Source organism: Halalkalicoccus sp. CG83 (assembly GCF_037081715.1).
Taxonomy (GTDB): domain Archaea; phylum Halobacteriota; class Halobacteria; order Halobacteriales; family Halalkalicoccaceae; genus Halalkalicoccus; species Halalkalicoccus ordinarius.
Map to the genome: position 1 here is coordinate 1 of NZ_JAZDDH010000002.1, position 18,561 is coordinate 18,561.

At 66.1% G+C, this 18,561-nt stretch carries 18 protein-coding genes, 1 tRNA gene and 1 pseudogene; 13 read left to right on the plus strand and 7 right to left on the minus strand.

The features are described from left to right. Nucleotides 1–269: 269 nt before the first annotated feature. From V0Z78_RS13435 to V0Z78_RS13450, 4 genes are all read left to right on the plus strand, one after another. Nucleotides 270–1,097, plus strand: coding sequence for an FkbM family methyltransferase (locus V0Z78_RS13435; RefSeq protein WP_336345186.1), 828 nt, complete (start codon nt 270–272; stop codon nt 1,095–1,097). Next, entirely contained in the window at nt 1,094–1,861 is a 768-nt protein-coding gene (locus V0Z78_RS13440; protein WP_336345187.1) for a CDP-alcohol phosphatidyltransferase family protein, read from the plus strand. The genes V0Z78_RS13435 and V0Z78_RS13440 overlap by 4 nt, the downstream gene beginning before the upstream one ends. Before the next feature lie 76 nt (nt 1,862–1,937). Continuing rightward, entirely contained in the window at nt 1,938–2,936 is a 999-nt protein-coding gene (locus V0Z78_RS13445) for a zinc-binding dehydrogenase (RefSeq protein ID WP_336345188.1), read from the plus strand. 1 nt (nt 2,937) lies between these two features. Further along, nucleotides 2,938–3,834 carry a class I SAM-dependent methyltransferase gene (locus V0Z78_RS13450; protein WP_336345189.1) on the plus strand — a complete coding sequence of 299 codons (897 nt, stop codon included), beginning with the start codon at nt 2,938–2,940 and terminating at the stop codon, nt 3,832–3,834. Here the strand turns inward: V0Z78_RS13450 and V0Z78_RS13455 are convergent. From V0Z78_RS13455 to V0Z78_RS13480, 6 genes and pseudogenes are all read right to left on the minus strand, one after another. After that, nucleotides 3,831–4,811, minus strand: a complete 981-nt coding sequence (locus V0Z78_RS13455) for a CapA family protein (RefSeq protein WP_336345190.1) — start codon at nt 4,809–4,811, stop codon at nt 3,831–3,833. The two genes, V0Z78_RS13450 and V0Z78_RS13455, sit on opposite strands and share 4 nt — an antisense overlap. A gap of 87 nt (nt 4,812–4,898) precedes the next feature. Beyond that, complete coding sequence (locus V0Z78_RS13460; RefSeq protein ID WP_336345191.1) at nt 4,899–5,180, minus strand: hypothetical protein; 282 nt, start codon at nt 5,178–5,180, stop codon at nt 4,899–4,901. Nucleotides 5,181–5,304: 124 nt separating this feature from the next. Further along, nucleotides 5,305–5,829, minus strand: a complete 525-nt coding sequence (locus tag V0Z78_RS13465; RefSeq protein ID WP_336345192.1) for a helix-turn-helix transcriptional regulator — start codon at nt 5,827–5,829, stop codon at nt 5,305–5,307. A gap of 38 nt (nt 5,830–5,867) precedes the next feature. After that, nucleotides 5,868–6,190: pseudogene (locus tag V0Z78_RS19075) on the minus strand (PLP-dependent transferase); the annotation flags it as partial. A 65-nt stretch (nt 6,191–6,255) separates the two neighbouring features. Continuing rightward, entirely contained in the window at nt 6,256–6,456 is a 201-nt protein-coding gene (locus tag V0Z78_RS13475) for a hypothetical protein (RefSeq protein WP_336345193.1), read from the minus strand. Between the two features lie 44 nt (nt 6,457–6,500). Continuing rightward, nucleotides 6,501–7,031: an Ntn hydrolase family protein gene (locus V0Z78_RS13480; protein WP_336345194.1), complete on the minus strand. Its 531-nt coding sequence runs from the start codon at nt 7,029–7,031 to the stop codon at nt 6,501–6,503. Between the two features lie 601 nt (nt 7,032–7,632). On the opposite strand from V0Z78_RS13480, the gene V0Z78_RS13490 reads away from it, so the two are divergent. The 6 genes from V0Z78_RS13490 to V0Z78_RS13515 all read left to right on the plus strand — a co-directional run bounded on the left by V0Z78_RS13490 (nt 7,633) and on the right by V0Z78_RS13515 (nt 12,583). Beyond that, nucleotides 7,633–8,763: a homoserine dehydrogenase gene (locus tag V0Z78_RS13490; protein ID WP_409338741.1), complete on the plus strand. Its 1,131-nt coding sequence runs from the start codon at nt 7,633–7,635 to the stop codon at nt 8,761–8,763. 136 nt (nt 8,764–8,899) lie between these two features. Beyond that, on the plus strand, nt 8,900–9,988 hold the full coding sequence (locus tag V0Z78_RS13495) for a YihY/virulence factor BrkB family protein (protein WP_336345196.1): 1,089 nt from the start codon (nt 8,900–8,902) through the stop codon (nt 9,986–9,988). Nucleotides 9,989–10,123: 135 nt separating this feature from the next. Then, nucleotides 10,124–11,392, plus strand: coding sequence for a translation elongation factor EF-1 subunit alpha (tuf, locus tag V0Z78_RS13500; RefSeq protein WP_336345197.1), 1,269 nt, complete (start codon nt 10,124–10,126; stop codon nt 11,390–11,392). 3 nt (nt 11,393–11,395) lie between these two features. Further along, complete coding sequence (gene rpsJ, locus V0Z78_RS13505) at nt 11,396–11,704, plus strand: 30S ribosomal protein S10 (protein ID WP_336345198.1); 309 nt, start codon at nt 11,396–11,398, stop codon at nt 11,702–11,704. 102 nt (nt 11,705–11,806) lie between these two features. Further along, on the plus strand, nt 11,807–12,421 hold the full coding sequence (locus V0Z78_RS13510) for a rhomboid family intramembrane serine protease (RefSeq protein ID WP_336345199.1): 615 nt from the start codon (nt 11,807–11,809) through the stop codon (nt 12,419–12,421). Nucleotides 12,422–12,511: 90 nt separating this feature from the next. Continuing rightward, a tRNA-Ala gene (locus tag V0Z78_RS13515) sits at nt 12,512–12,583 on the plus strand. A 205-nt stretch (nt 12,584–12,788) separates the two neighbouring features. On the opposite strand, the gene V0Z78_RS13520 is transcribed toward V0Z78_RS13515, so the two are convergent. Then, nucleotides 12,789–13,841, minus strand: a complete 1,053-nt coding sequence (locus tag V0Z78_RS13520) for a hypothetical protein (protein ID WP_336345200.1) — start codon at nt 13,839–13,841, stop codon at nt 12,789–12,791. A 624-nt stretch (nt 13,842–14,465) separates the two neighbouring features. Here V0Z78_RS13520 and V0Z78_RS13525 point away from each other — a divergent pair. The 3 genes from V0Z78_RS13525 (at nt 14,466) to V0Z78_RS13535 (ending at nt 18,127) form a co-directional block, all read left to right on the plus strand. After that, nucleotides 14,466–15,650, plus strand: a complete 1,185-nt coding sequence (locus V0Z78_RS13525; protein WP_336345201.1) for a flavin-containing monooxygenase — start codon at nt 14,466–14,468, stop codon at nt 15,648–15,650. A gap of 459 nt (nt 15,651–16,109) precedes the next feature. Then, nucleotides 16,110–16,583, plus strand: coding sequence for a DUF1330 domain-containing protein (locus tag V0Z78_RS13530; protein ID WP_336345202.1), 474 nt, complete (start codon nt 16,110–16,112; stop codon nt 16,581–16,583). Nucleotides 16,584–16,849: 266 nt separating this feature from the next. After that, nucleotides 16,850–18,127, plus strand: a complete 1,278-nt coding sequence (locus V0Z78_RS13535) for a glycosyl hydrolase (protein ID WP_336345203.1) — start codon at nt 16,850–16,852, stop codon at nt 18,125–18,127. Nucleotides 18,128–18,561 lie beyond the last annotated feature (434 nt).

Here is an 18,561-nt window from a genome sequence, read left to right on the forward strand (position 1 = left end):
TCGTCCTTGTCCTCACTGATGAGTCGGACGACCTCCTCGGTGAGGCCCTTCTCGCTGCGCAGGGCGCTGCGTTCCTCGTTCTTGTGGTCGAAGCGCTCCTGGTTCTTGGTGAGTTCTTCCGAGCTCATGATCTGGTTCGGGGTAGGCAGCGAGCGCGTAAGAATGTGTGCACGGCTGTGGGGGCGCGAAACCGGTTTCGGTTACTCTCGCGATCCGAACGGACGAAGGGGAAACATCAAAGCCCGTTCCACCCGTCGATTGACACATCGATGGGCCGAGACGAGCTTCTGCGCGCGGTGATCGGGGGCTCCAGCCGCGCGGCCCGTCGCGTTCTCCGTCTGGCTCGTCACCTCCCTCACGACGCGTACTACGGGCTCTCGACCCGCAACTACCGCCACCGAGGGATTCTCACGCGAAAGCGCGTCCGTGAGGGGTCCTTCCGCAGCTACGAGCTCTACGACAGACACGGCAACGACTGGCTGCTCGACGCGCTGCTCGATCGCTGCTGGGACGACGACTGCGTCGTCGACGTCGGCGCAAACACCGGCGTTTACGCGCTGTCGGTCGCCGCCGAACGTCCCGAGGCGTCCGTCGTCGCGATCGAACCGGATCCGCGGACGGTCGATCGGCTCCGCGCGAACGTCGAGGCGAGCGGGTTCGACGACCGGATCGAACTCCTCCCGATCGGGCTCGGGGCCGAACCGACGACGCTGCCCTTCTACCGCTCGAACTACCACGAACTGAGCTCATTCAACCGGTACAACGCCGAGCGCTGGGAGGCCCGCGTCGTCGGCGTCGAGGGAATTTCCGTGGAGACCCTCGATGGGCTCGTCGCGGACGGCGAGATACCGCCGCCGGACCACCTGAAGATCGACGTCGAGGGGTTCGGCCGCGAGGTACTCGAGGGCGCCCACGAGACCCTCGCGACCCACCGACCGTTCGTCTACGTCGAGCCCCACGCCACTCACGAGGACGAGCGCGATCGAACCGGGAGCGCGGCCGTGGGCATCCGCGCGATCCTCGAGGAACACGACTACGCGATCATCCCGGGCGAGGACGCGTGGGTCTGCGTTCCGGAGACGGAGGCCGACGCGTGAACGACGTCTACGCCGGAACGACGCTGCGTCGTCTCCGGCTGCGCTGGGTCGTCGTCGCGAGCATCGCCGCCGTCGCGACGGCGCTTGCCTACGATCTGTTCACCGCGCGCTTCGCGACCACGCTTGCCCGCCGCTGGCTCGTGCTCTCCGGGCTCGTCCTCGCCTACGAACTCGCGTTGTTGTGGCGCTTTCTCCCGCGCAACCACGACGGCGAACGGCTGGCTCCCTCGCTCGGACCGGCGACGCTGCTCACCGTCGTTCGCGGCGTTGGCGTCGCCTTCCTCGCCGGCTTCCTCCTGTTGCCCCAGCCGACCGAGTCGCTGGTCTGGCTGCCCGCCGCGCTCTACGGGCTGGCGGCGCTTCTGGACTACGTCGACGGCACGCTCGCGCGCCTCACGGACCGCGTCACCGAGCTCGGGACGCGTCTCGACGTCGAGATCGACGCGCTCGGAATCCTGATCGCGCCGCTGCTCGCCGTGGCCTACGGACAGCTCCCGGTCTGGTATCTGCTCGCCGGCGCGGCACGATACCTGTTCGTCGCCGGGAAACGCCATCGCCGGCGGACGGGAAAGCCGATCCACGACCTGCCGTCGGGGCCGATCTCCCGGATCCTCGCGGGCGTCCAGATGGCCTTTCTCACCGTCGTCCTCTCGCCGCTGCTGACCCCGCCGGAGGCGACGGTTCTCGCGGCTGCCGTGCTGATCCCGTTTCTCGCGAACTTCCTCCGGGACTGGTGGCACTTGACCGGACGACTCCCGAGATGAGGGCAAAGAACGATGGGGGCCGGCGTCGAAGGGCGGACGTGTCGATCACGAGCCCTCCCGTCGCTGAACGTCACTGATGCCCGCACGCGCCGTCTCCTTTCGCGGTCCCGAGGAGGTCGCCGTCGTCCAGGAACCCGTTCCCCGGCCGGACGCCGACGAGGCGCTCGTCGAGGTCGAGTGTTCGGGGATCAGCCCGGGGACCGAACTGCTGCTCTACCGGGGCGAGGCGCCGACCGACCTCCCTGCCGACGAGACCATCCCCGCGCTCGACGGCGACCTCGAGTACCCGCTTCGGTACGGCTACGCCGTCGTCGGCCGGGTCCGGGAGGTCGGCGAGGAGGTTGATCCGGACTGGCTCGATCGACGGGTGTTCGCCTTCCACCCCCACACGAGTCACGTCTGCCTTCCGCCCGGGGAACTCCGGACGATACCCGAGGATTGTTCCGCGGCAGCCGCGACACTGCTGCCGAACGTCGAGGCCGCCGTCAACTTCGCGATGGACGCCGGGCCGATCGTCGGCGAGCGTGCGGTCGTCTTCGGCCAGGGCGTGCTCGGTCTGCTCACGACCGCCCTGCTCGCCGAGTACCCGCTCGACGCGCTCTGTACGGTCGATCGCTACCCGATCCGGCGCGAGCGCTCCCGGACGCTGGGCGCCGACGCGACGTTCGCCCCCGACGAGGACGACGCCCTCCACGAGGCGCTCGACGGCGCGGATCTCGCGATCGAGCTCTCGGGCGATCCGGCGGCGCTCGACGCGGCGCTTGAGGCCACCGGCTACGACGGCCGGGTGATCATCGGATCGTGGTACGGGAGGAAACGGGCCGACCTCGATCTGGGCGGGCGATTTCACCGGAGTCGGATCTCGATGCGGAGCAGCCAGGTGAGCACGATCGATCCCGAACTGCGCGGGCGCTGGGACAAGGACCGACGACTCGACGTCGCCTGGGACCGTCTGGTCGACCTCGACGCCGACGCGTTGCTCACCCATCGCGTTCCGGTAGAGGAGTGCTCCGAGGCATATCGACTGCTCGCCGAACGACCGAACGAGGCGATCGGCGCCGTCCTCACCTACTGAGATGAGCGAGAACGACTTCCAGCGCTACCTGCACGCGAAACGCACCGTCGACGATCGTGCGATCGATCGGCGGGTGCTCGATCGACTGACGGAGGAACTCCCCGCCGCCCGCCGGGTCGGTGAACCGCTCCGCGTCCTCGAGGTCGGCGCGGGCGTCTGTACGATGCCCACTCGTTTGCTCGAGCGTGACGTCTTCCCCGACCGGACCCGATACGTCGCCGTCGACGAACGCCCGGAGAACGTCGCCGCGGCCCGTGATCACCTCCGCGAACGGGGGTTCGAGGCCGACGACGGGGACGAAAACGAGGGAACCGGACGGCTTCGATACGCTGATGGCGAGCGGACGGTCGACGTCGAGCCGGTCCACGGCGACGCGTTCAAAGTCGAGGACGAAGGCGAGTACGACCTGCTGATCGCGGGGGCGTTTCTCGACCTCGTCGACCTCTCGCGGGCGCTGCCACGGCTGTTCGATCGCCTCCACTCGGGGGGGCTGTTCTACTTCCCGATCACGTTCGACGGCGCGACGATCTTCGCCCCCGAACTCGCGCTCGACGACCGGATCGCGGAGCTCTACCACCGCGACATGAACGAACGCACCCGGGACGGACGGTCGGCGGGCCACAGCCGGACGGGGCGGCGACTGTTCACGCGGATACCGGAGGCCGGCGGCGAGATCCTCGCCGCGGGGAGTTCGGACTGGATCGTCCACCCGCCGTATCCCGCCGACGAGGCGTTCTTCCTCCGTCACATCCTCCGAACGATCGAGGGGGCGCTCTCGGGTCATCGGGAGCTCGACGCCGAGGTACTCGACGAATGGATCGAGACGCGCCGCGGACAGGTCGAACGCGAGGAGCTGACCTACGTCGCCCACCAGCTCGACGTCCTTGGGCGGCTCTAGGGTTCGACCACGAGGTGCTCGCCGTCGCGCTTGAACTCAGTCCCGAACGGTTCCGACAGGTCGCGCATGCGTTCACGGCTCCACGCCGCGGCCCGCTTCGAGGCCGGGTGGACCGCGCAGTCGCTGATCTCCGTCGGAACGAGCCGGAGCTCCTCGATCTCCCCGTCCGCAATCCGGAGTTCGAACAGGAAACCCCGGTCGTTCCGCAGATCGGAATCGACCGCGTAGTCGTCGACGAAGTCGCCGCAGTCGTAGCAGATCGGCGCACCGTCGTACAGCTCGATCCCCTGGAAGACGTGCGCCGAATGGCCGTGGAGCAGGTCGACGCCGCGATCGACCAGCCAGCGGGCGAACTCCTCGAACGTCTCGGGCGGCTCGGTCACCATGTTCGGCCTCCAGTGGAGCGACGCCACCAGCAGATCGGGGTCGCGTTCGCGCGCCCGATCGAGCGCTCGGTCGATGGCCGTCCGGGCCTTCCCGTCCTCGACGTCGATCTCGATCCGGGCGGTTCCCGGCGAGTCGGGGCCGGCGGCGTACTCGGGCGTGTTATCGGTGAGCGCGATCACGGCGATCCGGAGGTCTTCGACCTCGACGATCGCCGGTTCGAACGCCTCCCGACGGTCGCGTCCCGCTCCCGCGTGCGCGATATCCGCTTCATCGAGATGGCGAAGGGTGTCGAGCAGCGCGGGCTCCTCGAAGTCCAGCACGTGGTTGTTCGCGAGGCTCGCGAAGTCGACGCCCACGTCAGAAAGCGCGGGGATCGCCCAGTCGGGGTCCGCCCGGAAGTGGAAGGGGTGGTTCGTCCGTCGCCAGGGGCGCCCGCGGGTCGAGAGACAGCACTCGAGGTTGACGAACAGTCCGTCGAGCGCCCGCAACCGCCCGCGAAGATCGCCCCAGACCGCCTCGACGGATCGACGGCGCTGGCGCTCGTCGACCTTTCGACCGAGCATCACGTCGCCGGTGAATCCGAGTCGCATATCGGCGTTACGTGCCACTACGATACGAACTGCACGGCTGTTTGACGGGATCGGTCGGTAGGACGGACTTCAGTGATTTAGTGACAGTTAGTGACAGCCTCCGCCCGCCATCATCCCGTCGTGATCGTGTTCCTCGTGCATGGTGTCCCGGTCGTTCGCGTGTCCGTGACCGTCCATATGTTCGTGATCGTCTCCCCGTTCGTGTTCGTCGTGCTCGTGCTCGCTTTCTGTCGGCTCGTCGTAGCCGTGCTGTCCATCCTCTTCGTGGAATTCGGCGGCTGTCGCGTCGGCGGCAGTCGCCGCTGACAGTCCGACGCCGAGCAGCGAGAGCGCGAGCAACGTGACGGCTATCGTCGTGAGTGTGCGCATGTTCGGTTACCTCCACTCGTGTGTAGGCGCGTCTCCTACTCCTATCCGTGGGTGTGAACTGGCGGCGGAGATTGCCCGAGAACGTTCATCGAGCGCTGTGAGCGTTTTTCACGACCGAGATCGTTCATCCGTCGGATTCGCGGCCTTCCAGGCGGTGGCCGGGGTAGATCCGATAGGTTCGACCCTGTCGTTCCCGCCGGAGCAGGCCGCGTTTCTCGAGATCGGTCACCGTCTGGCTCACCTTCGCCTTCGAGAAGTCGGATCGATCGCGCACCTCGATCTGAGTCAGGCCCGGCGAGTCGAGCACCGGACCCAGGACCCGTTGTTCGTCCTCCGGTAACAGCTCGAGGGGATCGTTCTCGCGCTCGCCCTCGTTCGGCGGTTCGATCGGCTCCGAGGTCGCTCCGGCATCGGTGCTTTCCTCCTCGGAGTTCGAAGGTTCGGTCAGTCCGTCGCGTCCCACCGCGTAGAACCCGGCGACGACGGCGGCGGTGAGTATCCCGCCGAAGACGTACCAGAGGGCGCCGGTGCCGTGCATGGAGGCGTGCATCCCGCTCGCCGTTCGAGCGCTCCACCAGCCGGCGACGCCGAGGCCGAGCAGCGCCGCGACGACCGCGACTACCAGCCGATCGGCGGTCCGTCGATCCATCGACGGAGGTAGCGTTCGGGGTCACCTACGCCTTGCGATCAGGTCGCGCGATCGATCGCTCGATCGATGTCGGCGATGATATCGGCGGGATCCTCGATGCCGACCGAGATCCGACCGAGGTCGTCGTTGACGCCGCTCGCGAGCTTCTCCTCGTCGGTGAGCCGCTGGTGGGCCGTCGAGGCGGGGTGGCTGATAAGCGCCTTCGCGTCGCCGGCGTTCGCGAGCAGGCTCGCGAGCTCGACCGCCTCGCAGACGCGCCGGCCTCGTAGCCAGCGCGGGACGACGTCCCGCGGGCGGACGGGTCCGACCCGTCAACGCCCTCGAGGCCGAACGTGATCGTGCCGCCGGAGCCGCGCTGGAGGCGAGGTCGGATGAACTACCGTGCGCGGATCGAGGACGAGGGTGCGGCCGGCTCCGACGGGCGGGTCACTCCTCCCGCCAGGGCTCGGGAGCGACCCCGAGCGCGACCACCAACGGTCTGTAGACCGCGCCGACCCCCAGCGCGATCACGACGCCGGCCCAGAACGGGATTCCGGCGAGGGCATCGACGACAGCGACGACGACGAACACGAGCACCATCACGGCGACGTAGTGGGGAACGAGCCGGCGCAGTTCCGTGGAGTCCATGGTGACGTTCGGATCGCGACCACCGTAGAACCTCGCTCGTAACGCTATCCGTCCGCGAGCGTCCAGACGTCGATCTCCTCGCCCGTCTCGGCGTCGCGTTCGGCGACGGTCTCGAGGACGTCCTTCAGGGGCTCGGCGGCCTCCTCGACGCCGGTCTCGCGATCGACTCCGTCGAGCCCGCCGATCGCGACCTGCGCCCCGGTGCCCAGCGCGAGCACGTCGTCACCGACCGATCCACCCTCGGCGTCGATCGCCCGTAGCGCCGCGATCCCCTCCTCGCGCGCGGCGACGATCGCCTCGGCGCCCGTCTCGCTCGCGACGTCACCCGCGAGCCGTTCCAGTGCGTCAATGCTCGGCCCGTGGTCCTGACGGTCGCGTAGCTGACGCAGTTCGTCCTCGAGACGGCGGCCGAACTCCTGGATCGCGCTCGCGGAGCCGGTCGCGCCGGCGCCGGCGGCGTCGAACGCGAACAGCTTTCCGAGGTCGTCGCTCCGCACGGTACTCCCGTCGGTCGCACGCCGGTCGGCCGCGAGCGCGACGCCGTCCGCGAGCCTGATCCCGACTACGGTTCCCATACCCCCCGAGACGGTAGCGGGCCACATGAACGTTGGTCCGACGAACCCGCCTCCTCCGTGGAGCGGCCTCGCCTCACGGCCGCTGGCCACGCGAACGGAAGAGGGGAGGTATCCCGAACGATCCCGATCGGACTCGAACTCGTTCTCGTTGCGGTCCGGCGACGCGAAAGGACGAACGCCGTACACGGCGTGACGACTGTGAACCCTTATGGTCGCCCGAGCGCGAGAGGGGGCATGCACCGACATGGCGGCCACGCGGAGGTGGGAGGATGAGCGAGGCTCGCGCCTACACCGTCAGGCTCGAACTCGTCGACGAGCCCGGCGAGCTGCTGCGAGCGCTGCGTCCCATCGCCGAGAACGGCGGCAACCTGCTGTCGATCTACCACGAGCGTGGGAACCTCACTCCACGGGGACGCATCCCGGTCGCGGTCGACCTCGAGTGCCCGCCCGAGCGCTTCGAGGGAATCGTCTCGAGCCTGCGCGAGGCCGGCGTCAACGTCATCCAGGCCGGCGCGGAGCACTACAGCGAGGAGGTGAGCGTGATCCTGGTCGGTCCGCTGATCGAGACCGACCTCTCTGACACGCTGCGGTGGTTCGAGGAGTGTGGGAACCTCTCGGTGATCGATCTCTCGCTCTCGGCGCCGGAGGACGACCGACCCAGCGCTCGCCTCCGGCTGGCGGCGGCGGCCGACGGCGTCGAGAACGCGCTGGGACGCGTTCGCGAGCTCGCCTCCGAGAAGGGGCTGCTCGTGATCGAACCACAGCTCGACCGCCCGGAGGGCGCCGCATGAGGCTCGCCGTCGTCGGCGCCGGCGCCGTCGGACGCGCGACCGTCGAGCTCGCCGGCGAGTACGGTCACAGCGTCACCGCGGTCGCGGACTCGACGGGCGCAGCGATCGACCCCGACGGCGTGGATCCCGAGACGGCGTTCGCGACGAAGGGCGAGACGGGAAGCGTCGGCTCCGACGACCCCGACGCGGCGCTCGCCGCGGAGTACGACGTCCTCGTCGAGGCGACGCCGACTACGCTCGGCGACGCCGAGCCGGGCTTCTCGCACGTCCGGGCCGCCCTCGAGCGCGACCGGCACGTCGTCCTCGCGAACAAGGGTCCGGTCGCCGAGCGCTACGGCGACCTACGCGAACTCGAACGCGAGAGCGCGGGCGAGATCCGGTTCGAGGCGACGGTGGGCGGGGCGATCCCCGCCATCTCGACGATCGAGGACTTCGGCCCCAGCCGGATCACGGCCGCACGCGGCGTGCTCAACGGCACCGCGAACTTCATCCTCACGCGCATGGCCGCCGAGGGGCTCGGCTACGAGCACGTGCTGAGCGAGGCCCAGGACCTCGGCGTCGCCGAGGCGGACCCCTCCTTCGACGTCGAGGGGACCGACGCCGCGCTCAAGTGCGTCATCATGGCGAACGTCCTGAGCGACGATCGGGAGTTCACCCTCGCGGACGCCGACGTCGAGGGGATCGAGGAGATCCCCGGTACCGCCCTCGAACTCGCCGCCGAGGACGGTCGGACCGTCCGGCTGATCGGCGAGGCGACCCGCTCGGGCGTTCGCGTCGGGCCGCGGCTGATCCCCGAGAACGGCACGCTCGCGGTCACCGGGACGCGAAACATCGTACAGATCGAGACGACCCATGCGGGCCGACTGAACGTCAGCGGACGCGGCGCGGGCGGCCCCGAGACCGCGACGGCGATCCTCTCGGACGTCGGCCGACTGGGCTGAGCCACCCCGGCCGTCGATCCGTCGGTTCTCTCGGGAGTCGCTTCCGTGTCGTTCGACGCTCGGACGACGGGTTCTCGACTCGCCGTCGTGGTCGCAAGCACGAGGGCTATGTGCGTCTCGGCACAAGCCACGACGAATGGATACCCGTCCCGAACGTCTGAAGTCAGTCGCACAGTCGGTCGCCGACGAGGTCAGCGAACAGAACGTGCCGTTCATGGCCGGCAGCATCGCCTATCAGGCGTTCGTCTCGCTCATCCCCCTGCTGGCGCTGGTCTTCCTCGCCGTCGCGGTCGTCGGCGACCAGTCGATGGCGAACCAGGTCACCGACTACACCCAGTCGTTCCTCCCACCGAGCGCACAGGACCTGCTCAGCGGCTACATCCAGGGCGAGGCGGACAGCAGCACCGCCGGCGCGGGCGTCATCGGGGCCGTCACGCTGATCTGGGGGACGCTCAAGATCTTCCGCGGCCTCGACACCGCCTTCTCGGAGATCTACAACTCCACGGCGGAGAACTCGCTCGTCGACCAGATTACCGACGGGCTCGTCGTCATCGCCACGATCGCCGGCGCGGTCATCGCCGCGGCGGTCGCCACGACCGCCTTCGCGGCCCTTCAGGAGATCCCGTTCATCGGCCTCCTCAACCCGGTGCTGCTGATCATCGGGCTGTCGATCGTCTTCTTCCCGATGTACTACCTCTTCCCCGACGTCGAGGACGTCACGCCCCGACAGGTCGTCCCCGGCGTGCTCGTCGCCGCGGTCGGCTGGGCGCTCCTGCAGGCGCTGTTCCAGATCTACCTCGCGTACGCCGGGACGGGGAGCGCGAGCGGCCAGGACGTCATCGGCGCGATCCTGCTGTTGCTGACGTGGCTCTACCTCAGCGGACTCGTCCTCCTGCTCGGGGCGGTCGTCAACGCGGTCCTCGCCGGCCGGGGTACCGCGGACGAGCAGCCGGACACCGACCGCGCCGTGGAGGAGCTCCACGACGAGGCCCGCGCCCTCGAACACGAACGGGAACGCCTCGAGCGGACGCGTACCGAACGGGCGACCGAGCGGAGCACGTCCGAACGACGGCGCGACGAGCCCGCCGAGTCCGACGAGCGCGATGGGGCCGACGACGTCGAGGCGTTGCGCCGGGCGAACCGGGCGCTGCGACGTCGGGTCCGGTGGTACGAGAAGCCGGTCTGGAAGCGGGCCGTCTGGCGGCTGCTCGGCTCCGGCCCATGACGGGCCCGATGCGGCGGCCGATCCGTGCGAGCTAGTGTCAGGAATCGCCGGACGTGACGGAGGTAGCGTATCGAAATGGTTTTATGAACAACTGGCGAAAACCTCTGTATAAGCGCCTCTGCGCGTGAGACACCCATGAGCGAAGACAAACCGCACCAGAACTTGGCCATCATCGGCCACGTCGACCACGGCAAGAGCACGCTCGTCGGCCGACTGCTGTACGAAACCGGCAGCGTCCCCGAGCACGTCATCGAACAGCACAAGCAGGAAGCCGAAGAGAAGGGCAAGGGCGGCTTCGAGTTCGCCTACGTGATGGACAACCTCGCCGAGGAACGAGAGCGAGGCGTAACCATCGACATCGCCCACCAGGAGTTCGACACCGACGAGTACTACTTCACCATCGTCGACTGTCCGGGCCACCGTGACTTCGTGAAGAACATGATCACGGGCGCCTCGCAGGCCGACAACGCGGTGCTCGTCGTCGCCGCCGACGACGGCGTCGCGCCCCAGACCCAGGAGCACGTCTTCCTGGCCCGAACCCTCGGCATCAACGAGCTGATCGTCGGGGTCAACAAGATGGACCTCGTCGACTACAGCCAGAACGACTACGACGAGGTCGTAAGCGAGGTCAAGGACCTGCTCAACCAGGTCCGCTTCGACACCGAGAACGCGAACTTCATCCCGATCTCGGCGTTCGAGGGCGACAACATCGCCGAGCGCTCCGAGAACACCGACTGGTACGACGGCAAGATCCTGCTCGAGGCGCTCAACGGCCTCGCGCCGACCGAGCCGCCGACGGACGCGCCGCTGCGCCTGCCGATCCAGGACGTCTACACCATCTCGGGCATCGGTACCGTCCCCGTCGGACGCGTCGAGACCGGCATCCTCGAGACGGGGATGAACGTCTCGTTCCAGCCCAGCGACGTCGGCGGCGAGGTCAAGACCGTCGAGATGCACCACGAGGAGGTCCCCCGCGCCGAGCCCGGTGACAACGTCGGGTTCAACGTCCGCGGCATCGGCAAGGACGACATCCGCCGTGGCGACGTCTGTGGCCCGGCCGACGACCCGCCGAGCGTCGCCGAGACGTTCAAGGCCCAGATCGTCGTGATGCAGCACCCCTCGGTGATCACCGCGGGCTACACGCCGGTCTTCCACGCCCACACCGCCCAGGTCGCGTGTACGATCGAGTCGATCGACCAGAAGATCGACCCCGCGTCGGGCGAGGTGAAGGAGGAGAACCCCGACTTCATCCAGTCGGGCGACGCCGCCGTCGTCACCGTCCGCCCGCAGAAGCCGCTCAGCATCGAGCCGTCACAGGAGATCCCCGAACTCGGGAGCTTCGCGGTCCGCGACATGGGTCAGACCATCGCGGCCGGTCGAGTGCTCGAGGTCAACGAGAAATAACCGATGCAGCAGGCACGCGTCAGACTCGCCGGTACGAACCCCAACGACCTCGACAACATCTGCGACGACGTTCGCGAGATCGCGGACAAGACCGGCGTCTCGGTGTCGGGTCCGATCCCGCTCCCGACGAAGACGCTCGAAGTCCCGGCGCGTAAGTCGCCGGACGGAGAAGGGACGGCCACCTGGGAGCACTGGGAGATGCGTGTCCACAAGCGCCTCATCGACCTCGACGCGGACGAGCGCGCGCTCAGACAGCTCATGCGCATTCAGGTTCCCAACGACGTCAGCATCGAGATCGTCCTCGAGGACTGACTCCGACGCCCGGAAGCGACTCCGGGTCCGATCTCGATCCGCACGCCACGCGGATCCGCCGCTCGCGCGCAGATTTTTGTAGTCCGCTTCGATAGTACTGGCATGGCGAGACGAATCTGGAGCCCCGTCCTGGAGACGCTCGCGCTGTTTCTGTTCGTCTTCGCGGTCCAGGGGCTGGCGTACGTCGTCGGTGCGGCGAGTCTCGTGGTGGGGCTGTTCGTGCTCAGACCCCCGATCGAGGTCCAGCCGTGGACGATCGTCACCAGCGTCTACGCCCACGGCTCGCTCGGCCACCTCGTCTCGAACAGCGTCGGCCTGGTCGTCTTCGGCTGGCCGATCGCCCGCGCGACGACGCGGATCCGGTTTCACGCGTTCTTCGTCGTCACCGGCGCGCTCGCCGGGATCGGCCAGGTCGTCGTCACCGGAAGCGGCGAGGCGGCCGGCGTCCTCGGAGCCAGCGGCGCCGTCTTCGCGCTGATGGGCTACCTGATCGCCGGCAACCGCCTCTCGGACGGTATCGCCGGCCTGATCCGGGTCCCCACCTGGCTGACCGCGGTCGTGTTCCTCGTTCTCGCCGCGGCGATCACGGTCGCGACCGCGGCGCCCGGAGTCGCGCTGATCGCACACTTCACCGGCTTTCTCTTGGGATTGGTCGCCGGCCGTGTCGGCGTTCTGAACCCAGGATCGTCGCGGAAGGCGGCCGAGCAGACCGTCTGAGTCGGCCGCCGTTCGGGCGTAGAGCGCCTCGAGAGCACCGACGTCCCGAAACACAAGCTACAAATAGCGCTCGTGGTTACGAGACGACGAGGGCTCGTAGATCAGTGGTAGATCGCTTCCTTCGCAAGGAAGAGGCCCTGGGTTCAAATCCCAGCGAGTCCATGTTTCTGCGCGCCGAGCACTCTCGCGAGGCGCGCGAATTCGATGTGAGCAGGGAGTGGAGCGAACGCAGTAAGCGAGGGGGGCTCCCAGCGAGCCCACTACCGTTCTACATCCTCTCGAAGGTCACCAATAATCCAACACTGCGGCGGTAGAACGCGGATGCGAGCGTCTAGCCGTGAGTCCTCGCCTACTGACAAATTCGAGTTCACTCCTCCCAGTGGATGTCCTCCGCTCCACCCGATTCCCGAAGAGTAAACGGTCCCACCGCAAGCGTCCGCTTCGCCACAGTAGCGATGCGGAGGATATACGCCAACAGCACGATGAACGGGGCAGTTCCGATCGTCACCGAAGCACACACCACCAGCAGGGCGGTATCCATGCCGAGTACCGTCCCGGAGATGAATCTCGGATCGAAGAACAGGATCATCGCGAAGGCAGTGATGAGCGCCGGGACCGCCGTATAGAGGATCGCGTGCGAGAGGTTGATTAGCTCCCACTGGAAGTAAAACGTCTTAAAGTGTTCGCGAGCCGGGCCCAGAAACTGCAATATCTCCAGAAGATCGTCGAACTCGTTCAACACCTCCTCAGAAAGAGAGGACCGGTGTTCGTTCTGTATGCGACGACCGGTGTGTATCTTCCGCGAATAGTCGTAGTCCAATGCCGCATTGAGCACCTGAAACGTCCCGAACTCCGCCCCGTTCAGTTGATCGCTGACCTCCGATGCATTATCGGTGATATCGTCGATATACTCCTCGATCTTCTCATGGACGTCCCCTGCGATATCGTCGCTAATACCGTTTCGAACCGTGTCAGCCTGCTTCTGGCTCGCTTCGACGAGCGCCCGGAAGAACGTGGCTGGTTCGGTGGGACTCACGGTCAGTCCCGCGACATCCTCGACGTCCTGGCGAAAGTCCATCGCACCCTGCATCTGGTTGCGCTGCTTCCCAAGCGGACCGAGTTCCTGGGCAATCACGAGCTGATTGATCCCCAGGATCAGTGTGACGGCAGTGATGACACCGGTGACGAGCGACGAGAACACGAAGTTCACCGATGACTCGGTTTGAAGGATGGTGATCGGAGCCGGACTGGCGGCGATGAACGCGACGAGCATGGCGAAGAGACCGATCGTCAGGATGCCGACGATGCTCCAGCGGTTCGCATCGAGAAGGATCCATCTCTTGAGGCGACCGTCGCCCGCTCGCTCCTGCATCGTATCGCCCGGGCCCGGATCGTTGTCGGACTGATCCAGAACAGACACTCTACCCTCCGGTCCGGCGGCGGGACGCATAGGGAATTCGATTCGCCGGGCGGGAAACGTTTCGTCGCTCGATCGCGTTTCAGCCTCGTTTCGAGCTCCTCAGGTTCACTTCCCGTTTCGTCGGTTATCTGATCTCGTCTACACTTCCTTCCGTCATCACGTGGGCCCGATCATCGGCTCGCGCTGTTTCCCACGCTCGATGCCCTCGAAGGAGAGGGCTCATCGACGGCGAACGCTTCACCCTCGCTGTCTAAGGCGATCCTCTCGGGTATGACGACCGCGATCGTTCCCACCAAATCGACGATTGACTCGCCGTCTGTCGCCGGATGAATGTTCGCTGTCCGAGAGCGCCGTGTCCAACACAGGTTAGCCGCCTCCGAACGGATGATGGTGTAGACGGTGGCGTGCCAACTCTTCAGACGAGCACCTGGTTCATCATCGACCTATTGAACTCAGCGTGCTGAATAGAGCGCGCGTATCTTGTAGTATTGACGGTACTACGAACCATGGACTGAGAAACGTTAACTCGCCACAAATCATAGTAGTGGTGTGATTCAAAGCCGACGCGTCGGTGTCTGAAACTCACAGAGCAAAGCGCAGCATCGAAGCAAGAGGAAACAATCCATGACTGAACATTACGGGACCATCGTAATCGGCGGCGGCCAAGCCGGCTTGGCCGCCGGATACTACCTGAAAAAGTACGACCAAGACTTCGTCATTCTCGATGCGAGCGACCGCGTCGGCGACGCATGGCGGGCCCGTTGGGACTCCCTCCGGGTGTTCACGCCCGCCCGCTACTCGAGCCTACCGGGGATGGACTTTCCGGGCTCACCGTACGCCTTCCCTACGAAGAGCGAAGTGGCCGATTACCTGGAGGCCTACGCCCAGCGGTTCGACCTGCCCGTCGAACTCGGCGTCCGCGTGGACGGGCTGGAACGGAGCGGCGATGGCTTCCTCGTCACGGCAGGCGACCGGCGGATCGAGGCGGATACCGTCGTGGTGGCGATGGCGAGCTACCAGGTCCCGAAGGTCCCGGATTTCGCGGCGGAGCTCTCCGACGACGTCGTCCAGCTGCACACGAGCGACTACCGCAACCCCGATCAGCTCCAGGACGGGGACGTGCTCGTCGTCGGAGCGGGCAACTCCGGTGCCGAGATCGCCCTCGACGTCGCCGCTTCACGCCGGCTGCAAGCGAGACGCTCCGCGTCTCGCCCTGTCGCCTCCGAGCACGAAACGTGGCTGTCGGGCCGGGACGTCGGCCACGTACCGTTCCACGTCGACTCGTGGGTCGGCCGTCACCTCGGGGTCCCGTTCGTAATGCGCGTGCTCTTCCACCGGATCTTCACGACGGGGACGCCGATCGGGCGCCGTATCCGCCCGAAGATGCTCTCACAGGGCGGCCCGCTGGTGCGCACGAAGCCGGGCGATCTGGCCGCGGCCGGCGTCGAGCGGGTGCCTCGCATGACCGGCGTTCGCGACGGTCGCCCCGTCGTCGGGGACGACGACGTTCTCGACGTCGAGAACGTCGTCTGGTGCACTGGCTTCCGCCCTGACTTTTCGTGGATAGAGCTCCCGATCTTCGACGGGAAGGAACAGCCCAAAGAGCCCGTCCACGTGCGCGGCGTCGTCCCGGACGAGCCGGGACTGTACTTCGTCGGCCTGTTCTTCCTGTACGCGATGACGTCGGGGCTGTTCACCGGCGTCGGTAGGGATGCAGAGTACGTCGTCGACCACCTGACGTCGACGGCGCGGCAGCAGCCTCGTCCGAGCTCTACCGGATCGGTGGACGGACTCCTACAGCAGTCGTAGTTGAGTTCAGTGTTGCCCCCGGGTCTGAGAACGGCCAGTCTCGCGAACGTCGCCATCTCACACGGTCTACTTCGTCCTCACCTGGATCCGGATTACCCGTGGTGACCTCACCCGCTGTATCTCGCACAGGGTTTCTGGCAGCTACTCGGTAGTTCGCTACATCTCTGCAAGGTAACAAATGGGTAGTCAGCGGATCCTAGACGTCACTACTACCTATCCCCTGTCCAGATCGCGTACTGACTACAACGGTTGTATACAACAGACGGTCATCGCTCGTTTCAGTCCCTGGGAGACGAAACAGCCGTTAGGTATGTGTGCGTACCGAGTACCTTCCTCCTCGAAACACGTCGTCACAAAGCAACAGTCAGAAGTTTTGATAGTATGATACTTATATGTGGTATGGTGTCATAGAACACACTCCCGCTAGCTCTGTAGCGACGGGCATGCGGGAGTGAAACCATGAGCCAGGAACCCACTTCGAACGGCATCTTCCGCCGAACGCTGTTGAAAGCCGGGGCGGCCATAGCGGGCACGCTCGGGATGACAACGTCCGTAACCGCCAGTAGCCCTACGGAGGAGACACGGGATGACGAACAGGAACCAAGCGAACCCGATCCATGTCAGAAAGCATACCTCATCGTCGTCAGCGAGATAACGGACATGGACCGATTTATGAACGAATACCTTCCTGTTGCTGCTGAGACGGCTGATGCCTACGGCGGGGAGACACTCGTTTTCTCGTTTGACCCGAACGTGGTTGAAGGCGAATGGGACCATACTCTGACGGTCGTCGTGGAATTCCCATCCCTCCAAACAGCACGAGAGTGGTACGCCGATGAAACCTACCAGGAAGTCAAGCAGATTCGCCATGAGACCACCGCCTACACGAATCTGATATTTGCCCCTCAATTCGTCCCTGAAGATCTTTCATAAGGGATTTTATCACATTCCTTCTACTACTGAATTGGATGAACCCTCCGTAGTTCATCCACTATTTCCGGGAGTCTTGGGTAGTACCCGAAGGCCCCTTCCGCTGAACCCATCGGTAACTGATAAACACCTCGGCGGTACGAAACTTCCCGTCTCGGCCGTAGGAACCCCGACGAGTCCGGCCGAGCGGATCGAACCCCGTCGTTTTCTCACGTCTCGTTCGCCGAAACGGTCAACAGAGCTATCAGTAGTATAGTTGTCATTTCGTCATGGATCGTAGACGGTTCATCGAACTGTCCGCGGCAGGGACGGGTATCGCGCTCGCTGGATGTACGGCTAACGACGGGGCCGAGAACGCGAAGGCCGCCGAGGACGGGACCGACGTCGAGGAGGACCCGGAGGAGACCGAACCTGAGGAGGAGCGACCGGAGCCGGAGGGCGGCGACGGGCGTCCGTACACGCACTACTCGCTCGACGTTCGGGACGAGCGATCGGCGGGCTACCCGGTCTGGGTCGACCGGAACGGGCGCGTCTACGGGCGCGACGGTCCGCGCGTGCTGGTGAGCGACGACTGGTGGGAGACGACCGAGACCCTCTACTCCTTCGAGGAGGAGGGGACGAAGGATGAGTACGTGCAGACGGTCATCGTCCCGGACAGCGGGCGCGTGATCGCCGGAATCGGGGGACGCGGCGAGACCGGCGGAAAGGTCGAGCTCGTCGACGAGGATCTCGGCGGGTCGGAGACGCTCTACCGGTTCGACTACGGCCGCGTCTCGAGCGAGTTCGGCCACGTCGCGTACGAGGACGTCGTCGTCATCGGCACGTACCATCTGTCGGACTTCGAGGCGAACAGACACGCCAACGAGGTGATCCTCTCGACCGACGGCGGGAAGTCGTTCGAGCTGATCCTCGAACCCGAACTCCACACCGAGGACGCCGCCAACCACCACGTCCACGACGTGGAGTACGACCCGTACGCCGGGCGCATCTGGGTCGCGGTTGGCGACCACGGCAACTCACAGATCTACTGGAGCGACGACCTCGGCGACTCGTGGACGGAACTCGACGAACGTGGTCGCGTGACGATGGTGACGCAGATCGCAGCGTTCGAGAACTGTGTCGCGTTCGGCACCGACGGCGTCCCCGAGGGGATCATCCGCTGGAAGCGCGACGGCCCGAACGACGAACCGGACGGCGTCGCGGACCTCGTCCGCCCGCACGTCGAGATCGAGACCGACCCCGACGACGACGTGATGGAGCTGTACGCGCGGCGGCGCTGGCACGTTCGCGAGGACGACGGACGCGAGCTGTGTCTGATGCCCTTCGGCTACTCGACCATGCACGAGACCGCGAGCGACTCGGTCGTGCTCGCCAGCGTCGACGGCGACGAGTGGTACGAACTCTACCGAACCGAGACCCGGGACGTCCTGCTCTCGAACGTCATGGGTCCGCTCTCGATGGACGGCGACCGACGGACGCTCGTCTCCGATAGCTTCCAGGCGGAAGGACACCAGATCGACGCGACGGTACCGTTGTTCTGGAACTAGCTGCCGTTCGATCGTCGGCGAAACGATTCGAAAGGACCCGAACGAGGACGATGCCGGAGGAGGGTCGCTCGATCGACGACGGGGGTCGCTTCCGTCGTGTCTCCATCCGGTTCCTCGATTCGGTGTGAACGAAACGACCCCACGGAGTCCGCGGGCAGCGGCGACGATCCGCCGGCCGATCGTCTCCCGGTGAATCCTTACTCCTCGACTACCTCTAGTGGGTAGGGAACGAAGTCGCCATGATGCCACCGTTCATCCGCCGCTGTCCCGAGTGCGGCCACGTGAGTCTGAGTCGTCGGTTCGAGAGCGTCGATGACGACCCGAACCGCGTCGAGTGTCCCTCGTGTGACCATCGGTTCGAGCCGACCGAGAGCCCCTGGTTGAACTGAACGTCGAGACGTTCCGACCGTCGCCGGCTGGCTCGGTCGTGACTC